Source organism: Clostridium lundense DSM 17049 (assembly GCF_000619945.1).
GTDB classification, from domain to species: Bacteria; Bacillota; Clostridia; order Clostridiales; family Clostridiaceae; genus Clostridium_AO; species Clostridium_AO lundense.
On the sequence record NZ_JHVC01000001.1, the window covers coordinates 630,833 to 648,186 of the forward strand.

Genomic DNA, 17,354 nt, shown 5'->3' on the forward strand with positions numbered 1-17,354 from the left:
TACTATAATATAATAGGCCTATTTTTATAATCAGCTAAAGGATCTATAAAATTATTCAATAAATTGTAGCACTTAGTTCCCCTTATATCAAGAGAAAGAGTTGGATTAATTTCTTTAGGAATTTTAGTATATATAGGGATAGTAGATTTACATTTCATTTCTTTTAATATTTGGCTTCCTTTTTTGTTGAATCCTAAAATTCTAGCATAAGGACATGGAGTTTTTCTTAAATTATAAGTATCTAGAGAATCAAATCCTAAGAAATATTGACATAGTATTCTACTAATTCTTGTATAGGTATATCGTTTTGTCTTTATATTTTCTATAGTTTCTTCAAAAGAATTGCTTTTTTCTAAGGCTTTATATATTCTATTGTGCAATCCTTCAGAGATATCTGGAAGATTTTCTAAAGTGTTTTCTCCAATAAAATACTTATATTTAATATATTGTAATAATTTATCCTCAAAAACAAAGGGATAATTAGAGCTTTTTAGCTCTTCTATTATTTGAAATACGCTATTTGGTACATATTTTTTTATTGAATTATAGTTATTGTTCCTTTTTATATAGTTTCTTATAGAGGTAGCACTGGAAAATTCTTCCCCAAATTCTACTGAATTATAGTTATTTCCTTCTCTTTTTATTGTAAAGGGAATAATTTTACTATTTATTTTTAATAAATTTTTGCAGTATTCTATGGCTAAAATATTGTTAGAACATGCCAAAAAATTGTTAAATGACAAACAGGTATTGTCCGTATTTATTAAATATTCTTTCAATGCCTGTGATCTAGCTAAAGGATAGGTAAGGCCTTCGTTTAGATGTAATTTTAGTGAAGTTTTGAATTCTTCTGGTTCTTCATAAAGAATTTTAGAAATATTCATTATTTCATTAATATCTCCTGATTCACTTCCAAAACAGATATTATTTACTACTCCTATGTTGTTAAGTAGAGTAATAGCTCCGTACCCGAAAAATTCGGCAGAAGATAAGCTGTATAACAGTGGTAGCTCTAATACTAAATCTACCCCATTTAATAGAGCCATTTTTGCTTTAGTCCACTTATCAATAAAGGACGGAATACCTCTTTGTACAAAATTTCCACTCATTACAGCTATTACTGCATCACAACTTGTAACCTCTTTAGTTTTATTTAAATGATATAAATGACCTTTGTGAAAGGGATTATATTCTACTACTATTCCTGATATATTCAATGGTAAAACCTCCTAATTTGCCTATTTGCATATAATGGATAATCTTTTTTGATTTTATTATGAATATTATATACAATTTTTTGTATTAAACAAACATTGATAATAATTTAACATATTTTTTAAAAAATACTATACTTTTTTCCGAAATATTTGTCAATAATATGTATATAATGCTACAACAATTAGAAAAAAAATTTAATAATGGACTTGAAAATGTCATATAAAAAGACTTATATTATATATGTGTGTGATTCTAAAAATAACCGAAGGGAGAAATCAACATGAAATTAATGGAAACAATTTGGAAAAAGGCAAAGGAGAACAAACAAAAGATTGTTCTTGCTGAAGGTGAAGAAGAAAGAAATATTAAAGCCTGCGAGATGATTATCAAAAACGGACTTGCAAATATAGTTCTTGTAGGAAATGAAGATAAAATTAAGAAAATGGCTTCAGAACTAGGTGTAAATATAGAAGGAGCAGAAATAGTTGATCCTGAAACTTCAGATAAAACTCCAGGATATGCTAATGCTCTTTATGAATTAAGAAAGAAAAAAGGAATGACTCCAGAAAAAGCTGCTAAAATTATGTTAGATCCTTTATATTTTGGAACGATGATGGTTAAAATGGATGATGCAGATGGAATGGTTTCTGGTGCTATACATACTACAGGAGATCTTTTAAGACCTGGTCTTCAAATAGTTAAGAATGCTCCAGGAGTGTCAGTTGTTTCAAGTTTCTTTATTATGTTAGTTCCTGGATCAAAATATGGAGAAGACGGATTATTATTATTCTCAGATTGTGCAGTAAATCCAAATCCGAATGCAGATCAGTTAGCATCAATTGCTGTAACTACAGCAGATACAGCAAAAAATTTATGTAATATGGATGCAAAAGTTGCTATGCTTTCTTTCTCAACTATGGGAAGTGCAAGCCATGAATTAGTAGATAAAGTAACTACAGCAACAAAATTAGCAAAGGAAATGAGACCAGAGTTAGCTATAGATGGTGAATTACAGTTAGATGCAGCTATAGTTGAAAAGGTGGCTAACTTAAAGGCTCCAAATAGCCCAGTAGCTGGAAAAGCTAATGTTTTAATATTCCCTGACCTACAAGCTGGAAATATTGGATATAAATTAGTTCAAAGATTTGCTAATGCAGAAGCAATAGGACCTATAACTCAAGGTTTTGCTAAACCAATAAATGATTTATCAAGAGGATGTAGTGCTGAAGATATTGTAAATGTAGTAGCTGTTACAGCAGTTCAGGCTCAGTCAATCTAGTTGAAAATTAATTAAAAATATATTTACAATTTGGAAGGAGAATTTAAATTGAAAATACTAGTAATAAATTGTGGAAGTTCATCATTAAAATATCAGTTAATTGATATGAAAAACGAAAATGCTCTAGCTAAAGGATTAGTTGAAAGAATAGGAATTGAAGGATCTATATTAACTCAAAAGGTTAATGGAGAAAAATATATAATAGAACAACCTATGAAGGATCATAAAGATGCTATAAAATTAGTTTTAGATGCTCTTGTAGATAAAGAACATGGTGTTATAAGTGATATGTCAGAAATATCAGCTGTAGGACATAGAGTTGTTCATGGCGGAGAAAAATATGCTAAATCTGTTTTAATAGATGATGAAGTTATGAAGTCATTAGAAGATTGCATAAAATTAGCTCCACTTCATAACCCACCAAATATAATTGGAATAAATGCATGTAAGTCATTAATGCCAAATACACCAATGGTAGCAGTATTTGATACAGCATTCCATCAGACTATTCCTGAATATGCATATATTTACCCAATACCATATGATCTATATAAAAAGCATGGTATAAGAAAATATGGATTCCACGGTACATCTCATAGATATGTATCACAAGTAGCAGCAGAAATGATGGGAAAAGATATAAAAGATTTAAAAATAATAACATGCCATCTTGGAAATGGAGCAAGTATATGTGCTGTTGATGGAGGGAAATCTGTAGAAACAAGTATGGGATTCACTCCGCTTGAAGGTATAGCTATGGGTACAAGATCAGGAAGTATTGACCCTGCTATAATCACATTCTTAATGAAAGAATTAAATTTAAGTATTGATGAAGTAAATAACCTTATAAATAAAAAGTCAGGTGTTTATGGAATATCAGGATTAAGTAGTGACTTTAGAGATATAGAAATGGCAGCAGAAGAAGGAAAACATAGATCACAACTTGCTTTAGATGTGTTCCATTATAAAGTAAAGAGATTTATTGGATCATATGCAGCAGTTATGGGTGGAGTAGACTGTGTTGTGTTTACTGCAGGTCTTGGTGAAAATGCTCCATTAAGTAGAAGTGAAATTTGTAATGGCTTAGAATTCTTAGGTATAAAAATAGATGAAAAGAAGAACAATGAAGGAAGAGGTTTTGCTAAAGTTATAAGTACTGAAGATTCAAAAGTTAAAGTATTTGTAATACCAACTGATGAAGAACTTATGATTGCTAGAGATACAAAAATAATTGTAGAAGCTTAAATAAATTTTTCATAAATTAACAAAAAATAAATAAACCTTGACTTTTAATCATCATCTTTATATAATAAATTGTGGCTAATACATTGAGGTGAATAATATGAAAATTGATGTATCTGATTTACTAAAGAAAAAAATTACAAAAAAAGATGTAAACCTTACTATTTTAGAAAGTGAATTTTTTAATGGTGAGGAGTCCATTAGGTTTGTAGAACCTGTTAAATTGGAATGTAAGTTTAGTTTAGTAGGTGATATATTAAACCTTGATGGTACTGCTACTACAAAACTTGAACTAACATGTTCAAGGTGTTTAGAAAAATTTGTTAGAGATGTGAAAATAGAAATTCATGAAGAGTTCTCTAACGAAGATGTTAATAAAGATGATGATTGCATCTTTATAGATAGTGATGCTATTGACATCACAGAAATTATAGAAAATAATATCATATTGGCGTTGCCAATTAGAAAACTTTGCAGTGAAGATTGTAAAGGCTTGTGCCAAGTTTGCGGCACAAACCTTAATAAGTCTGCTTGTAATTGTGAAAAACAGGATATAGATCCTAGATTGGCAGGGCTTAAAGATTTCTTTTCATCTAATTAAGGAGGTGTAGACTATGGGAAATCCAGCAAGAAGATTTTCAAAAGCAAGAAGAGATTCTAGAAGAGCTCAAACTTTTAAACTAAGTGTACCAGGAATAGTTGAATGTCCTCAGTGTCACGAGATGAAACTTGCACATAGAGTTTGTAAGAGCTGTGGTTACTATAAGGGTAAAGAAGTTGTTACAACTGAAAAATAAAGAAAGTCTTTTGACTTTCTTTATTTTTTTACAAATATTAATTCCAAATCTATTGTATTTAGTAAAAGTATGGTATATACTTTTACATTATAATAGAGCTTAACTTCTACATTTGAAAGGAAGTGAAGGAATAATGATAATTGCAGTGGATGGTATGGGAGGAGATTTAGCTCCAGTAGAAGTAGTAGCTGGTTGTATAGATGCTTTAAAAGAAAATAATGATTTGAATTTTATTATTACTGGCCCAGAAGAAATAATAAATAAAGAATTGGGCAAATATAATTATGATAAAGCTAAAATATCAGTAATAGATGCAAAGGAAACAATATCTCTTAATGAATCTCCTGTTATGGCTATAAGAAAGAAAAAAGATTCCAGCTTAGTTAAAGCATTGAATCTAGTAAAAGAAAAAAAAGCACATGGAATAATATCTGCGGGAAGTACAGGTGCTTTTATGGCAGGTTCATTATTTATAGTCGGAAGGATTAAGGGGATAGATAGACCAGCTTTAGCCCCTATAATGCCTGGAAAGAATGCTCCTTTTATGGTGATAGATGTAGGAGCAAATGCAGAATGCAAGCCTAAAAATTTATTACAATTTGCTTTAATGGGTAAAATATACTTTGAAAAAATACTTAATGTTAATAATCCTTCTATTGGATTAGTTAATATAGGAGTAGAAGAAGAAAAGGGAAATGAATTAACTAAATCCGCATATCTGTTATTAAAAGAATCAGGAATGAACTTTATTGGAAATGTAGAACCAAGAGAAATTCCAACAGGAGATGTAAGTGTTTTAGTATGTGATGGTTTTGTAGGAAATACAGTACTTAAGATGTATGAGGGTACTGCCTCAAACCTATTTCAAATAATAAAATCAGAAATAACCAGTTCATTTTCTGGAAAAATAGGAGGACTGCTTTTAAAACCAGTATTTAAAAATATAAAAAAGAAATTTGATTATAAAGAATATGGTGGAGCAGCTTTTCTTGGAGTAGAAGGTATATGTGTAAAAGCTCATGGTTCATCTGATAGGTTAGCTTTTAAAAACGCCGTAAGACAATGTATTAATTTCCATAACAATAATATTATTGAGGATATAAAGGAAGAATTAATAAAAATAAATGATGTTCAATAATATTGACGGTATGGATATTATGTAATATTATCTAAGTATAAGATTTCGGGGAGGTGAAATTATGATATTAAAAAAAGTTAAAAATATAATTTCAGAACAATTAGGAATTGATGCAGAAGAAATAACTATGGAATCATCATTTATGGATGATTTAGGAGCAGACTCACTTGACATTGTTGAGCTTATTATGGCATTAGAAACTGAGTTTGATTTAGAAATACCAGATGAAGATGCTGAAAAAATATCAACAGTAGGAGATGTAGTTGATTACATAAAAGCTCATACTGAAGAATAAAGGCAAAGTCCCGTTTTTTACGGGGCTTTAACTTTATAATAAATAAATAAGGTTTATTGTTGAATTTGTTATTTAAAATAAGTATAACAAATTGAATAATAAACTTCTTAGTAAGGAGTTATTAAAATTGGAGAAAAAAAAGTATTTTAAAGAATTACAATATAAATTAGGAATTATATTTAAAGATGAATCATTACTAAATATAGCACTTACACATAGTTCTTATGCAAATCAAAAGGAACATGTTAAATATAATGAAAGGCTGGAGTTTTTAGGAGACTCGGTATTACAACTTGTGATTACAGAATATTTATTTATGAATTATAAAGAAAAATCTGAGGGAGAGCTTTCTAAAAAGAGATCGTTAATAGTGTGTGAAAATTCATTGTTTGAAGTTGCGCAGAAATGGAAATTGGGAGAATATATGATTATGAGTAAAGGTGAAGAACTTACAGGAGGCAGATATAGACCATCTATACTAGCGGATTGTGTAGAAGCTATAATAGCAGCAATTTATTTAGATAGAGGCATAGAAGTAGTTAAAACTTTTATTATAGGTAATTTTAAAAGTATAATTAATAGAGCTATGAAAAATGAAATAATACTTGATTATAAAACAAAGCTGCAAGAGAAACTACAGGAACATGGAGATGTTGATATTATATATGATCTTATTAAATTTGAAGGACCACCTCATAGAAGAAAATTTTTTACTCAGGTAAAAATAAAACATGATGTATTAGGTAAAGGAGAAGGTTATAGCAAAAAAGAAGCTGAACAAAATGCAGCAAAGGAAGCTATTAAAAATATGGAGGAACAGAATGAGTAAGTCACATTATATTATACCTATATTTGTACCTCATGAAGGATGTCCACATAATTGTGTGTTTTGTAATCAAGGTACTATTACAGGAAATGAAGAGATAGTAGATGAAAATTACACAAGAAATATAATTGAAGACTATTTAAAGACCATTGATGCTAATAATTCTATAGTAGAGGTATCTTTCTTTGGGGGCACTTTTACGGCTATAGATAAAAATAAACAAAGAAAATTATTAAAGGTTGCTAAAGAATATAAAGATCAGGGATATATAAATTTTATTAGATTATCTACAAGACCTGATTATATTGATTCTGATATTTTAGATAACCTTAAAAATTATGGTGTTGATATAATAGAATTAGGTATACAATCTATGGATGAGGAAGTTTTAATGAAATCTGGTAGGGGTCATAGTGAAGATGATGTTTATAAAGCTTCTAAACTTATAAAAGAATATGGATTTACTTTAGGACATCAAATAATGCTGGGACTTCCCGGAGATAATTTTTCAAAGGATATTGAGACTACAGAAAAGGTCATTTCTATGAAGCCTGACATATGTAGAATATACCCTGCCTTAGTAGTAAAAAACACTCCTATGGAAATTATGTATAACACAAAAACATATAAACCTTATTCATTAAAAGAAGCAGTAGATATTTGTAAAATAGTATATGGTATGCTTATATCAAATGGCATCAATGTAATAAGAGTTGGACTGCAGCCAACAGAAGAAATAAATGTAGGAAGAGAGATAATAGCAGGACCATTCCATCCTGCATTTAGGGAATTGGTAGAGAGTAGTATTTTAAATGATATGATATATGAATTTTTGAGCAAAAAAGATGCTGAATATTTCCAAATAGAGATAAATAGTAGATATATTTCCAAACTTTATGCGAATAAAAAAGAATTTTTTTATGACATTGTAAGAAAATTAAAGACAGATAAAGTGAAAGTTATCCAAAATAATGCAGTTAGCTTAGGAGAAATAATATTAAAGTGGGATAAAAATTGCAATAAAATGTCGTTATATGAATACATATTGAAAAAATATAAAAAAGGATATTTAAGCCTTATATAGAATAATTATAATAAACTGGTAACATTTATTATAAAAAATACAATAGGAAGACTTAAATTTTATGGAGTTATGGGGAGGAGATAGTTATGGAAATATTAAAAGTATCAGCTCAATCAGAACCAAAATCAGTGGCAGGGGCATTAGCAGCAGCTATTAAGGAAAAAAGTACTGCAGAAATTCAGGCTGTAGGCGCAGGAGCAGTGAACCAAGCTGTAAAAGCAATTGCAATTACAAGAGGTTTTGTAGCTCCTAATGGTATTGATTTAATTGTAGTTCCAGCATTCTCAGAGGTAAGTATAGAAGGAGAAGAGAGAACAGCAATTAAATTTATTGTAGAACCTAGGTAATATATAATAATGATACAAAATAAAAGCCATGCTAATGCATGGCTTTTATTTTTACAATTGATATTTTTAGCCAAATAATATAAACTATTATATTGTTAACACTAAAATAATGCAGGACTCTTTTTAAGAGTATGGATAACAGAGTACAGAGGATAGATAAGAAACCTTTTCTTTCGTTAACACTACAGAAAAGGTTAAATTTAGAATGAGTTACGCATAAGTGTGTAGTTTAGAAATTCTATTTAATAATTTAAAATTTTTCGTAATGTGAATGAAGAAAAATTATCATTATCTGTACTCTATGCTCTTTGCTCTAAAAAGTTGCTATACAATCTTTTTATGGAGGGGATTAAATTGAAAAAAGCTAAAAGAGAAAAAATGAGAAAAATAATGGTGTATGTTATCCTCGTAGCATTTATAATTAGTTTATTACCTATGATATTTAGCAGATAGGGAGTTGTAATATATGTACTTAAAATCTATTGAAATAAGAGGATTTAAGTCCTTTGCCAATAAAACAGAATTGAATTTTAAAAGTGGTATTACAGCTATTGTGGGACCTAATGGTAGTGGAAAAAGTAATATATCAGATGCTATAAGATGGGTACTAGGAGAACAGAGTGTAAAAAGTCTAAGGGGAGGAAAAATGGAAGATGTTATATTTGCAGGAACTCAATTTAGGAAACCTGTAAGTTTAGCTCAAGTTGCATTAACCTTAGACAATACTAATATGGAGTTACCAATAGAATATTCAGATGTTACTATCTCTAGAAGAATTTATCGTTCCGGTGATAGTGAATACTATATAAATAACACTCAATGTAGGCTTAAGGATATTCAAGAATTGTTTATGGACACTGGTATAGGTAAAGAAGGTTATTCAATTATAGGACAGGGTAAAATTGAAGCTATACTTAGTGGTAAACCAGAAGAGAGAAGAAGCCTTTTAGAAGAGGCAGCAGGTATTGTTAAATTTAAAAAAAGAAAAGATGAGGCAGGAAAGAAGTTAGATGATACAGAGGGAAATTTAACTAGACTAAATGATATTTTAAGCACATATGAGGAAAGATTAGAACCTTTAAGAATAGAAAGTGAAAAAGCAAAAGAATTCTTAAATTTAAGTAACGAATTAAAGAATAAAGAAATTAATATAATTGTTCACTCTGTAGAGAATATAGATAAAAGCATAAAAGATATACAAAATAATACAGAAAGCTTAAAAAAGGAAATAGCTTTTATAGAAAAAGAAAACTTAGAACATAAGGAAAAACTTAATAATTGGAATGAAAAATTAGAAGAAATAGAAAGAGAAATTTCTTCTAATAAAAAGAACTATTATGATAAAAAAGAAGAGTATAATCGTATAACAGGAGAAATAAGTATTCTTCAAGAAAGAATAAGTAATTTTCAAAATTTCATTAAAAATACTGTAAGTGCTATAGAAGAATTGAAAAATAAAATTCATATTCTAAAAAACACTAAAGATGGTGAAGAAGAAAAATTAAATGAACATCAAGCTCAACAAAGAGAATTAAATTCATCCATAACTGATTATGAGAAGCATATTATTAGATTAAATTCATCAATTGAGGAAGAGCTTAATAAAATCAAAAAGCTTAAGGAAGATCAAATTGATTATTTAAGCAATATCTCAAACATAAAAAATGAAATATCGTTAATTGCAAATAATATAGATGGATTAAGCAAAAAATTAGAAGGTATAAAGTCATCTTGTGAAAGTTGTGTTAATTCAATAAAAATAAATTCTAATACTTCTTCAATTATAGATGGAGAAATAAAGAAACTTAATTCAAAGGTAATCGAATATGAGAACAATATAAAGAGAAATAAAAAAGAAATAAGTAGTATAAATTCATTGTTAATTACAAAAGAAAATAAATTTAAAGATTTAAATAGACTACATAACAAACTAGAAGCTAATTATCAACTTCTTTTGAATTTAGATAAACAGTATGAAGGTTATAATAAATCTGTAAAAACATTAATGCAACATATACATAAAAATAAAATTGAGAAGGCTTATGGAAATACCTTTGTATTAGGTGAAGTTATAGAAGTAAAGAAGGAATTTGAAACTGCTATTGAGATAGCACTGGGAGGGGCTATTTCTGATGTTATTACGTTAAATGAAAATATAGCAAAATTTCTCATTAATTATTTAAAAAGTAATAACTTGGGAAGAGCTACATTTTTACCTTTAAATATTATAAAAGGAAGAAAAATATCTCTTAATAATCAAATTAAAAATATAGATGGATATATTGGTATAGGTAGTGAATTAATTTCTTATGATAATAAGTTTTCAAATGCAATAGATTATGTTTTAGGAAGAACTATTATTTGTAGAGATATGGATAGTGCTCTTTTAATAGCTAAAAGCACAGATTATAGTTATAGGATAGTTACTTTATCTGGTGAAGTAGTGAATGCTGGAGGTTCATTAACAGGAGGAAGTATATTTCATAGTAAAAATACTAGTGTTATTGGAAGAAAAAGAGAAATAGAAGAAACAAAGGCAAATATAGACAATATAATATATGAGATAGACAGCATTTCAAAGTCTATAACTTTTGATAAAGAGAACGTAAAAAAATTAGATGAAGAATGTCTAAATTTAAAAGATCAAATATATCATGAAAATATTGAAATTACAAAATTACAGGAGAAGTTTTCAGCTATAGAGGATGAAAATTTAAAACTTAGAAGCAGGTTAAATATATGGAATAAGGAAATAGATAATATAAAGGTAGATTTAAAAACTAGTTTAGAAGATAAGGAAAAGAAAAGCAATCAGTTAAAAAAATTACAGTTAAGTGAAGAAGAAAACTTTAAAAATATAGGAACTTTTGAAAGCTTGCTAGAAAATAGACAAAAAGAAATTGAAGAATTGAAAGATAAACTTACCACACAAAAGATTAAAAAAGCACAAGTAGATGAAGTGGTTTCTAATAAATTAAAGGATTTAATTAGAATCGATAAAGAAATAGAGGAATTAAATAAAAAATACGAGGATATGAATAATAATATAAATAGATCAGAAAAAGAAAAGGCTACTTGTGAAAAGAATATTTTAATAGACAGAGAAAAATGTAGTGAAATAGAGGGCTTAATTAAAGTATTGGAAGAAAACTTTAAAGAAGGAGAGATACAAACAATAAAAATAAAAGAAACTATAAAAGAAAATAAAGAAAGATTAGATGATAATTATCTTTTGAAAAATAAGAAAGATAATGAGCTTCATAGATTAGAAGTGAGCTTAGCTAAGTTTGAGGCTGAAAAGGAAGGACTTTATTCTAAGTTAAATGAAGAGTATAATTTTACTTATGCAGAAGGATTAGCATTTAAAGAAGACATAGATAATATTGGAGCATATAAAAGTAATATTTCTAATCTAAAATCAAAGATATCTTCATTGGGAGTTGTAAATGTAGGGTCTATTGAAGAATATAAGGAAGTAAAAGAAAAATATAGTTTTATGAATAGTCAGAAGGAAGACTTAATAATAGCTAAAGAAGAGTTGTTAAAGTTAATAGAAGAAATGACTGAAAAAATGAGAGTGGTATTTAATGAAAACTTTAATAAATTAAGAAAATTGTTTGATGAAACCTTTAAAGAATTATTTAAAGGAGGTACTGCAGATTTAATATTAGCTTCTGAGGATGAACTTAGCGGAAATATTGATATTACTGTTCAACCTCCAGGCAAAAAGCTTCAAAATATAAATCTAATGTCTGGTGGAGAAAAAGTTTTGTCAGCTATAGCGCTGCTTTTTGCTATATTAAAAATGAAGCCTACTCCATTTTGTATATTAGATGAAATTGAAGCTGCGTTAGATGATGCAAATGTAGGGAGATATGCAGAGTTTTTAAGACAGTTTTCAGGCAATGTACAATTTATTGTAATAACCCATAGAAAAGGAACTATGGAAGCAAGTGATGTATTATATGGTGTAACCATGGAAGAAAAAGGTGTATCAAAAATAATTTCAGTAGATTTAACAGATTAAGGAGTGATATTTATGTTTGGAGGTTTTTTTGACAAGCTAAAACAAGGATTAACAAAAACAAAGGATAATTTCACTGATAAGATAAGTGAAATGCTAAATTTATATGTAAGCATTGATGAGGATCTTTATGAAGAATTAGAGGAAATATTAATAACTGCAGATATAGGTGTAGAAACATCTTTGGACATAATTGAAAAATTAAAAGAAAAGATAAAAGAAAATAAAATAAAAGATGTAGCGCAGGTAAAACCATGCTTAAAAGAAGTGTTGATAGAAATGTTGGGAGAAGAAAAGGGGACTATAGCTCCTGAAAAAACACCAGAAATAATGTTAGTAGTTGGAGTAAATGGTGTGGGGAAAACTACATCTATAGGTAAGATATCTGCTAAATTAAAGAATGATGGATATAAGGTTTTAATGGCTGCAGCGGACACATTTAGAGCAGCAGCTATTGACCAATTAGAGGTATGGAGTAAAAGATCTGGTGTAGATATAGTAAAACATCAGGAAGGTTCTGATCCAGCAGCAGTAGTTTTTGATGCTATCCAAGCTGCAAAGGCTAGAGGAACAGAAGTGCTTATTTGTGATACCGCAGGAAGATTACATAATAAAAAAAATTTAATGGATGAATTAGGAAAGATAAATAGAATTATAGAAAGAGAATATGGTGAAGCATCAAAGCACACTTATTTAGTATTAGATGCTACAACAGGGCAAAATGCAGTAATTCAAGCAAAACAATTTATGGAAGTGTGCAAAGTAGATGGAATAATATTAACTAAATTAGATGGTACAGCAAAGGGTGGAATAGTAATATCTATAAAACATAGTTTGAATATTCCTGTTAAACTTATAGGTGTAGGGGAAGGTATAGAAGATCTTCAGGAATTTAATCCGGAAGAATTTGTAGAAGCTTTATTTTAAAGCTGAGTAGACTTGTTTTTTATACTGTTTGATATACATCATTTAAAATTTATAAAAAAAATTTTAGCTGTTAAGTAAAAATACTTGACAGCCTTTTATATCTTTGTTATTATATAATTCGTCAGTAGAAAAGAAAAGGGAGTGAGTAGCAGATAGTTATTCTGCAGTTCCCATGGATAAAAGAATTGAGATTTCAATATTATTAGATTTTTATGGAATACTTTTAACAGAAAAACAAAGAAAGATCATGAACTTATATTATAATGAAGACTTTTCTTTAGCAGAAATATCAGAGCATACTAATACTAGTAGGCAAGCGATTTATGATTTGATAAAGCGATGCAATAAACAATTATTAGAGTATGAAGAAAAGTTACAACTAATGAATAAAGATGATAAGATACAAAAGGCTAAACAGTGTTCCTTAAATAAGATAAAGCTTTTAGAGGAAAATTGTAAAGATACAAATTGTTTAAATATAGTTTATGAGTTAAAAGATGAATTAATGAATAATTTTTAGGAGGATAATTATGGCTTTTGAAGGATTAACCTCTAAGCTGCAAGAGACCCTTAAAAAACTTAAAGGAAAAGGTAAGCTTTCAGAAAAAGATATTAAAGAGGCTATGAGAGAAGTTAAACTTGCACTTTTAGAAGCTGATGTAAACTTTAAGATAGTTAAGGATTTTATTAAAAATGTCAGTGAAAAGTGCACTGGTAAAGAGGTCTTAGAAAGTCTTACTCCAGCACAACAGGTAATTAAGATAGTTAATGAAGAACTTATACAGTTAATGGGCAGTAAAGAAAGTGAAATTAATTTTGCTCAAAACGGTATGACAGTTATTATGTTAGTGGGTCTTCAGGGAGCAGGTAAAACTACCATGGCTGGTAAATTGGCTCTACAGCTTAGAAAAAAGAATAAAAGACCTTTGCTTGTGGCTTGTGATATTTACAGACCAGCGGCAATAAAGCAATTACAAGTAGTTGGAAGTGGAATTGATGTTCCAGTATTTACATTAGGTGATAAGGTAAGTCCTGTGGATATTTCAAAGGCTGCTATAAAGCATGCCAAAGATAATAATAATAATGTAGTAATAATCGATACCGCCGGAAGACTTCATATAGATGAAGAACTTATGGATGAGTTGAAGAACATAAAAGAGAATGTTCAGCCAAATGAAATACTTTTAGTAGTAGATTCAATGACTGGACAGGATGCAGTTAATGTAGCAGAGAGTTTTAATTCACAGCTGGATATTACTGGAGTTGTATTAACAAAATTAGATGGTGATACTAGAGGTGGAGCGGCATTATCTATAAAAGCTATGACAGGAAAGCCAATAAAATTTGCTGGTGTTGGAGAAAAGATGAATGATTTTGAAGTCTTTCATCCAGACAGAATGGCTTCTAGAATTCTTGGTATGGGTGATGTACTTACGCTTATTGAAAAGGCTCAGCAGGCTATTGATGAAGAAGAAGCACAAAAACTTGGAAGTCGTATGATGAACCAAGAATTCAACTTTGAAGATTTCTTAGCTGCTATGCAGCAAATGAAAAAGTTAGGACCTTTAAATAAAATTATGGAGATGCTTCCAGGAGTTAATTCAAAGGAGCTTCAAGGTGTTGATTTAAGTCAAGGTGAAAAAGAATTGAAAAGAATTGAAGCAATAATCAACTCTATGACAGTAAAGGAAAGAAGAAATGCGTCATTAGTAAGTGGTTCTCCTTCAAGAAAAAAGAGAATTGCAAATGGTTCAGGTACAACTATACAACAGGTGAATAAAATCTTAAAGGATTTTGAAAATATGAAAAAAATGATGAAACAAATGAAGGGAATGCAAAAAGGCTTCTCGAAGAAAAAAGGTTTATTTGGTAAATTACCATTTTAATATAAACTACATTATACTTAAAGGAGGTGAAAATAATGGCAGTAAAGATAAGACTAAGAAGAATGGGTGCTAAGAAAGCTCCTTTCTACAGAGTAATAGTAGCAGACTCAAGATCTCCAAGAGATGGAAGATTTATTGATGAAATAGGTTACTACAATCCAACAACTGAACCAACTACAATCAAAATAGATGAAGAAAAAGCAGTTGCTTGGGTAAAAAATGGTGCACAACCTACAGATATAGTTAAAAAGCTTTTTGAAAAGACTGGATTAAACGAAAAGCTTTCTAAATAATTTGGGGGGTGTAGGACATGAAAGAATTAGTAGAGATTATTGCTAAGTCTCTAGTGGATAACCCTAACATGGTTCAAGTTAATGAGATTACTGGAGAGCAATCCATTATACTTGAATTAAAGGTTGCGCCAGAAGACATGGGAAAAGTAATTGGAAAACAGGGAAGAATAGCAAAAGCTATTAGAACTGTTGTAAAAGCAGCGGCAATCAAAGAAAATAAGAGAGTTGTTGTGGAAATAATATAAGAAAAGAGTTAGGCGCTGCCTAACTCTTTTTTAAAAAGGAGAATTTATATGAAGGAATTTTTGAGTGTTGGACAGATTATAAATACCCATGGATTAAAAGGTGAGCTAAAAGTACACCCGTTAACTGATGATGTAAGAAGATTTAGGCAGTTAAAGAAGATATATATTAATGGTGAAGAAAGAATTATTAGTTGGTGTAAATTCCAAAATGACAAAGTAATTCTTAAAATAGATGGTATAGATTCTATAGAAGATGCTATGAAATATAAAAATAAATATTTAGAGGTATCTAGAGAAGATGCAGTAAATCTTCCAGAAGGAAGATATTTTATAGCAGATTTAATAGGATGTGTTGTATATGACGAATTGGGTGAAGATCTAGGAACTATTTTCGATGTTATACAAACAAAAAGCAATGATGTGTATTGGATAAAGGGAAAAAAGGAATTGCTAGTTCCAGTTTTAAAGACAATTGTGGTTAATGTAGATATAGAAGAAAGAAAAATTATAATAAAGCCGGTAAAAGAATGGATGTCAGAATAGAAATTCTTACCCTTTTTCCTGAAATGTTTGACATATTTAACCACAGTATAATAGGTAGAGCTATAGAAAAGGAAATACTAAATATAAATACAATTAATATTAGAGATTTTACATTGGATAAACATAGAAAAGTAGATGATTACCCTTATGGTGGAGGGGCTGGCATGGTGATGGCAGCACAACCTATTGTAGATTCTATAGATCATGTAAAAAAGACTAATAAAGGTAAAGTTATTTTTTTGGGACCAAGAGGTAAAACTTTCAATCAGCAAATGGCCAAGGAATTGTCTAAAGAGAAAGAATTGATTTTTTTATGTGGACATTATGAGGGCATAGATGAAAGAGTTTATAAACACATTGACTTAGAAATATCTTTAGGGGATTTTGTGTTAACTGGGGGAGAAATGGCGTGTATACCAATTATAGATAGCATATGCAGGCTAGTACCAGGTGTTTTAGGAAAAAGTGAAAGTTTTATGGAAGAATCTTTTTATGAAGGGGTTCTAGAATATCCTCAATACACAAGACCAGAAGATTTTAGAGGAGAGAAGGTACCAGACATAATAATATCTGGACACCATGAAAACATAAGAAAATGGAGAAGAAGAGAGTCTCTAAAGATTACTATGGAGAGAAGACCAGATTTATTTGAAAAATTAAATTTAACAGAAGAAGATAAAAAATTATTGAAAGAAATTAATAAAAAATTGTAGATGGATATTGAAAAATATAGATACATATGATAGAATTAACTTCGTGCTAGTACGGGCGTTCCTCTGTAACTATACATAGTGCATGAACGTCAAATAACGATGAGGAGGGAATGCACAAATGTTAGAAGTAATTAAAGCTATAGAAGCAGAACAGATCAGAACAGATTTACCTGAATTCAATGTTGGAGACACTGTTAAGGTGTATGTAAAAATCAAAGAAGGAACTAGAGAAAGAGTTCAGATGTTCGAAGGAACAGTTTTAAAGAGACAAAATGGTGGTTTAAGAGAAACATTTACAGTAAGAAGAGTTGCTTATGGAGTAGGTGTTGAAAGAACATTCCCAGTTAATGCGCCAACATTAGAAAAAATCGAAGTAGTAAGAAGAGGTAAGGTAAGAAGAGCTAAGTTATTCTATTTAAGAGATAGAGTAGGTAAAGCTGCAAAAGTTAAAGAAATATTGAGATAAAAAAATGGGGCTTTTTAGTCCCTTTTTTTAC

The 17,354-nt window shown here is 29.3% G+C and carries 20 protein-coding genes; 19 read left to right on the plus strand and 1 reads right to left on the minus strand.

The window, feature by feature from the left end; all coding sequences use genetic code 11:
* Window positions 1-2: 2 nt before the first annotated feature.
* Complete coding sequence (locus T514_RS0103030; RefSeq protein WP_027623428.1) at window positions 3-1,217, minus strand: nucleotidyltransferase; 1,215 nt, start codon at window positions 1,215-1,217, stop codon at window positions 3-5.
* Window positions 1,218-1,498: 281 nt separating this feature from the next.
* On the opposite strand from T514_RS0103030, the gene pta reads away from it, so the two are divergent.
* The 19 genes from pta (at window position 1,499) to rplS (ending at window position 17,323) form a co-directional block, all read left to right on the plus strand.
* Entirely contained in the window at window positions 1,499-2,497 is a 999-nt protein-coding gene (gene pta, locus T514_RS0103035) for a phosphate acetyltransferase (RefSeq protein ID WP_027623429.1), read from the plus strand.
* A gap of 48 nt (window positions 2,498-2,545) precedes the next feature.
* Complete coding sequence (locus tag T514_RS0103040) at window positions 2,546-3,742, plus strand: acetate kinase (RefSeq protein ID WP_027623430.1); 1,197 nt, start codon at window positions 2,546-2,548, stop codon at window positions 3,740-3,742.
* Window positions 3,743-3,839: 97 nt separating this feature from the next.
* On the plus strand, window positions 3,840-4,340 hold the full coding sequence (locus tag T514_RS0103045; RefSeq protein WP_027623431.1) for a YceD family protein: 501 nt from the start codon (window positions 3,840-3,842) through the stop codon (window positions 4,338-4,340).
* Between the two features lie 13 nt (window positions 4,341-4,353).
* Window positions 4,354-4,536 carry a 50S ribosomal protein L32 gene (gene rpmF / locus T514_RS0103050; protein WP_027623432.1) on the plus strand — a complete coding sequence of 61 codons (183 nt, stop codon included), beginning with the start codon at window positions 4,354-4,356 and terminating at the stop codon, window positions 4,534-4,536.
* A gap of 133 nt (window positions 4,537-4,669) precedes the next feature.
* The gene (gene plsX / locus T514_RS0103055; protein WP_027623433.1) at window positions 4,670-5,674 is read left to right on the plus strand and encodes a phosphate acyltransferase PlsX; all 1,005 of its coding nucleotides are present in this window, start codon (window positions 4,670-4,672) and stop codon (window positions 5,672-5,674) included.
* Between the two features lie 61 nt (window positions 5,675-5,735).
* Complete coding sequence (acpP, locus tag T514_RS0103060; protein WP_027623434.1) at window positions 5,736-5,969, plus strand: acyl carrier protein; 234 nt, start codon at window positions 5,736-5,738, stop codon at window positions 5,967-5,969.
* 127 nt (window positions 5,970-6,096) lie between these two features.
* Window positions 6,097-6,798, plus strand: coding sequence for a ribonuclease III (gene rnc, locus T514_RS0103065; RefSeq protein ID WP_027623435.1), 702 nt, complete (start codon window positions 6,097-6,099; stop codon window positions 6,796-6,798).
* Window positions 6,791-7,879 (plus strand): elongator complex protein 3, encoded by a 1,089-nt coding sequence (locus tag T514_RS0103070; protein WP_027623436.1) that lies wholly within the window; start codon window positions 6,791-6,793, stop codon window positions 7,877-7,879. The genes rnc and T514_RS0103070 overlap by 8 nt, the downstream gene beginning before the upstream one ends.
* Before the next feature lie 86 nt (window positions 7,880-7,965).
* Window positions 7,966-8,226, plus strand: a complete 261-nt coding sequence (locus tag T514_RS0103075; protein ID WP_027623437.1) for a stage V sporulation protein S — start codon at window positions 7,966-7,968, stop codon at window positions 8,224-8,226.
* A gap of 354 nt (window positions 8,227-8,580) precedes the next feature.
* A complete protein-coding gene (locus T514_RS26440) occupies window positions 8,581-8,679 on the plus strand; it encodes a DUF4044 domain-containing protein (protein ID WP_156939779.1) in 99 nt (32 codons plus the stop codon).
* A 13-nt stretch (window positions 8,680-8,692) separates the two neighbouring features.
* On the plus strand, window positions 8,693-12,253 hold the full coding sequence (smc, locus tag T514_RS0103085; protein WP_027623438.1) for a chromosome segregation protein SMC: 3,561 nt from the start codon (window positions 8,693-8,695) through the stop codon (window positions 12,251-12,253).
* 12 nt (window positions 12,254-12,265) lie between these two features.
* A complete protein-coding gene (ftsY, locus tag T514_RS0103090; RefSeq protein WP_027623439.1) occupies window positions 12,266-13,177 on the plus strand; it encodes a signal recognition particle-docking protein FtsY in 912 nt (303 codons plus the stop codon).
* A 172-nt stretch (window positions 13,178-13,349) separates the two neighbouring features.
* A complete protein-coding gene (locus T514_RS0103095; RefSeq protein WP_027623440.1) occupies window positions 13,350-13,697 on the plus strand; it encodes a putative DNA-binding protein in 348 nt (115 codons plus the stop codon).
* Window positions 13,698-13,707: 10 nt separating this feature from the next.
* Complete coding sequence (gene ffh / locus T514_RS0103100) at window positions 13,708-15,063, plus strand: signal recognition particle protein (RefSeq protein WP_027623441.1); 1,356 nt, start codon at window positions 13,708-13,710, stop codon at window positions 15,061-15,063.
* Between the two features lie 35 nt (window positions 15,064-15,098).
* Window positions 15,099-15,356: a 30S ribosomal protein S16 gene (gene rpsP, locus T514_RS0103105; RefSeq protein WP_027623442.1), complete on the plus strand. Its 258-nt coding sequence runs from the start codon at window positions 15,099-15,101 to the stop codon at window positions 15,354-15,356.
* A gap of 17 nt (window positions 15,357-15,373) precedes the next feature.
* On the plus strand, window positions 15,374-15,601 hold the full coding sequence (locus T514_RS0103110; RefSeq protein WP_027623443.1) for a KH domain-containing protein: 228 nt from the start codon (window positions 15,374-15,376) through the stop codon (window positions 15,599-15,601).
* A gap of 48 nt (window positions 15,602-15,649) precedes the next feature.
* Window positions 15,650-16,144, plus strand: a complete 495-nt coding sequence (gene rimM / locus T514_RS0103115; protein WP_027623444.1) for a ribosome maturation factor RimM — start codon at window positions 15,650-15,652, stop codon at window positions 16,142-16,144.
* Complete coding sequence (gene trmD / locus T514_RS0103120; protein WP_027623445.1) at window positions 16,129-16,857, plus strand: tRNA (guanosine(37)-N1)-methyltransferase TrmD; 729 nt, start codon at window positions 16,129-16,131, stop codon at window positions 16,855-16,857. The genes rimM and trmD overlap by 16 nt, the downstream gene beginning before the upstream one ends.
* 118 nt (window positions 16,858-16,975) lie before the next feature.
* On the plus strand, window positions 16,976-17,323 hold the full coding sequence (gene rplS, locus T514_RS0103125) for a 50S ribosomal protein L19 (RefSeq protein WP_027623446.1): 348 nt from the start codon (window positions 16,976-16,978) through the stop codon (window positions 17,321-17,323).
* Window positions 17,324-17,354 lie beyond the last annotated feature (31 nt).

Excerpts from the sequence above, each read along its gene's own strand:
- pta (WP_027623429.1), top strand. The coding sequence starts at position 1,499 with ATGAAATTAATGGAAACAATTTGGAAAAAGGCAAAGGAGAACAAACAA.
- T514_RS0103045 (WP_027623431.1), top strand. The coding sequence starts at position 3,840 with ATGAAAATTGATGTATCTGATTTACTAAAGAAAAAAATTACAAAAAAA.
- rpmF (WP_027623432.1), top strand. The coding sequence starts at position 4,354 with ATGGGAAATCCAGCAAGAAGATTTTCAAAAGCAAGAAGAGATTCTAGA.
- plsX (WP_027623433.1), top strand. The coding sequence starts at position 4,670 with ATGATAATTGCAGTGGATGGTATGGGAGGAGATTTAGCTCCAGTAGAA.
- acpP (WP_027623434.1), top strand. The coding sequence starts at position 5,736 with ATGATATTAAAAAAAGTTAAAAATATAATTTCAGAACAATTAGGAATT.
- T514_RS0103070 (WP_027623436.1), top strand. The coding sequence starts at position 6,791 with ATGAGTAAGTCACATTATATTATACCTATATTTGTACCTCATGAAGGA.
- T514_RS0103075 (WP_027623437.1), top strand. The coding sequence starts at position 7,966 with ATGGAAATATTAAAAGTATCAGCTCAATCAGAACCAAAATCAGTGGCA.
- smc (WP_027623438.1), top strand. The coding sequence starts at position 8,693 with ATGTACTTAAAATCTATTGAAATAAGAGGATTTAAGTCCTTTGCCAAT.
- ftsY (WP_027623439.1), top strand. The coding sequence starts at position 12,266 with ATGTTTGGAGGTTTTTTTGACAAGCTAAAACAAGGATTAACAAAAACA.
- T514_RS0103095 (WP_027623440.1), top strand. The coding sequence starts at position 13,350 with ATGGATAAAAGAATTGAGATTTCAATATTATTAGATTTTTATGGAATA.
- ffh (WP_027623441.1), top strand. The coding sequence starts at position 13,708 with ATGGCTTTTGAAGGATTAACCTCTAAGCTGCAAGAGACCCTTAAAAAA.
- rpsP (WP_027623442.1), top strand. The coding sequence starts at position 15,099 with ATGGCAGTAAAGATAAGACTAAGAAGAATGGGTGCTAAGAAAGCTCCT.
- T514_RS0103110 (WP_027623443.1), top strand. The coding sequence starts at position 15,374 with ATGAAAGAATTAGTAGAGATTATTGCTAAGTCTCTAGTGGATAACCCT.
- rimM (WP_027623444.1), top strand. The coding sequence starts at position 15,650 with ATGAAGGAATTTTTGAGTGTTGGACAGATTATAAATACCCATGGATTA.
- trmD (WP_027623445.1), top strand. The coding sequence starts at position 16,129 with ATGGATGTCAGAATAGAAATTCTTACCCTTTTTCCTGAAATGTTTGAC.
- rplS (WP_027623446.1), top strand. The coding sequence starts at position 16,976 with ATGTTAGAAGTAATTAAAGCTATAGAAGCAGAACAGATCAGAACAGAT.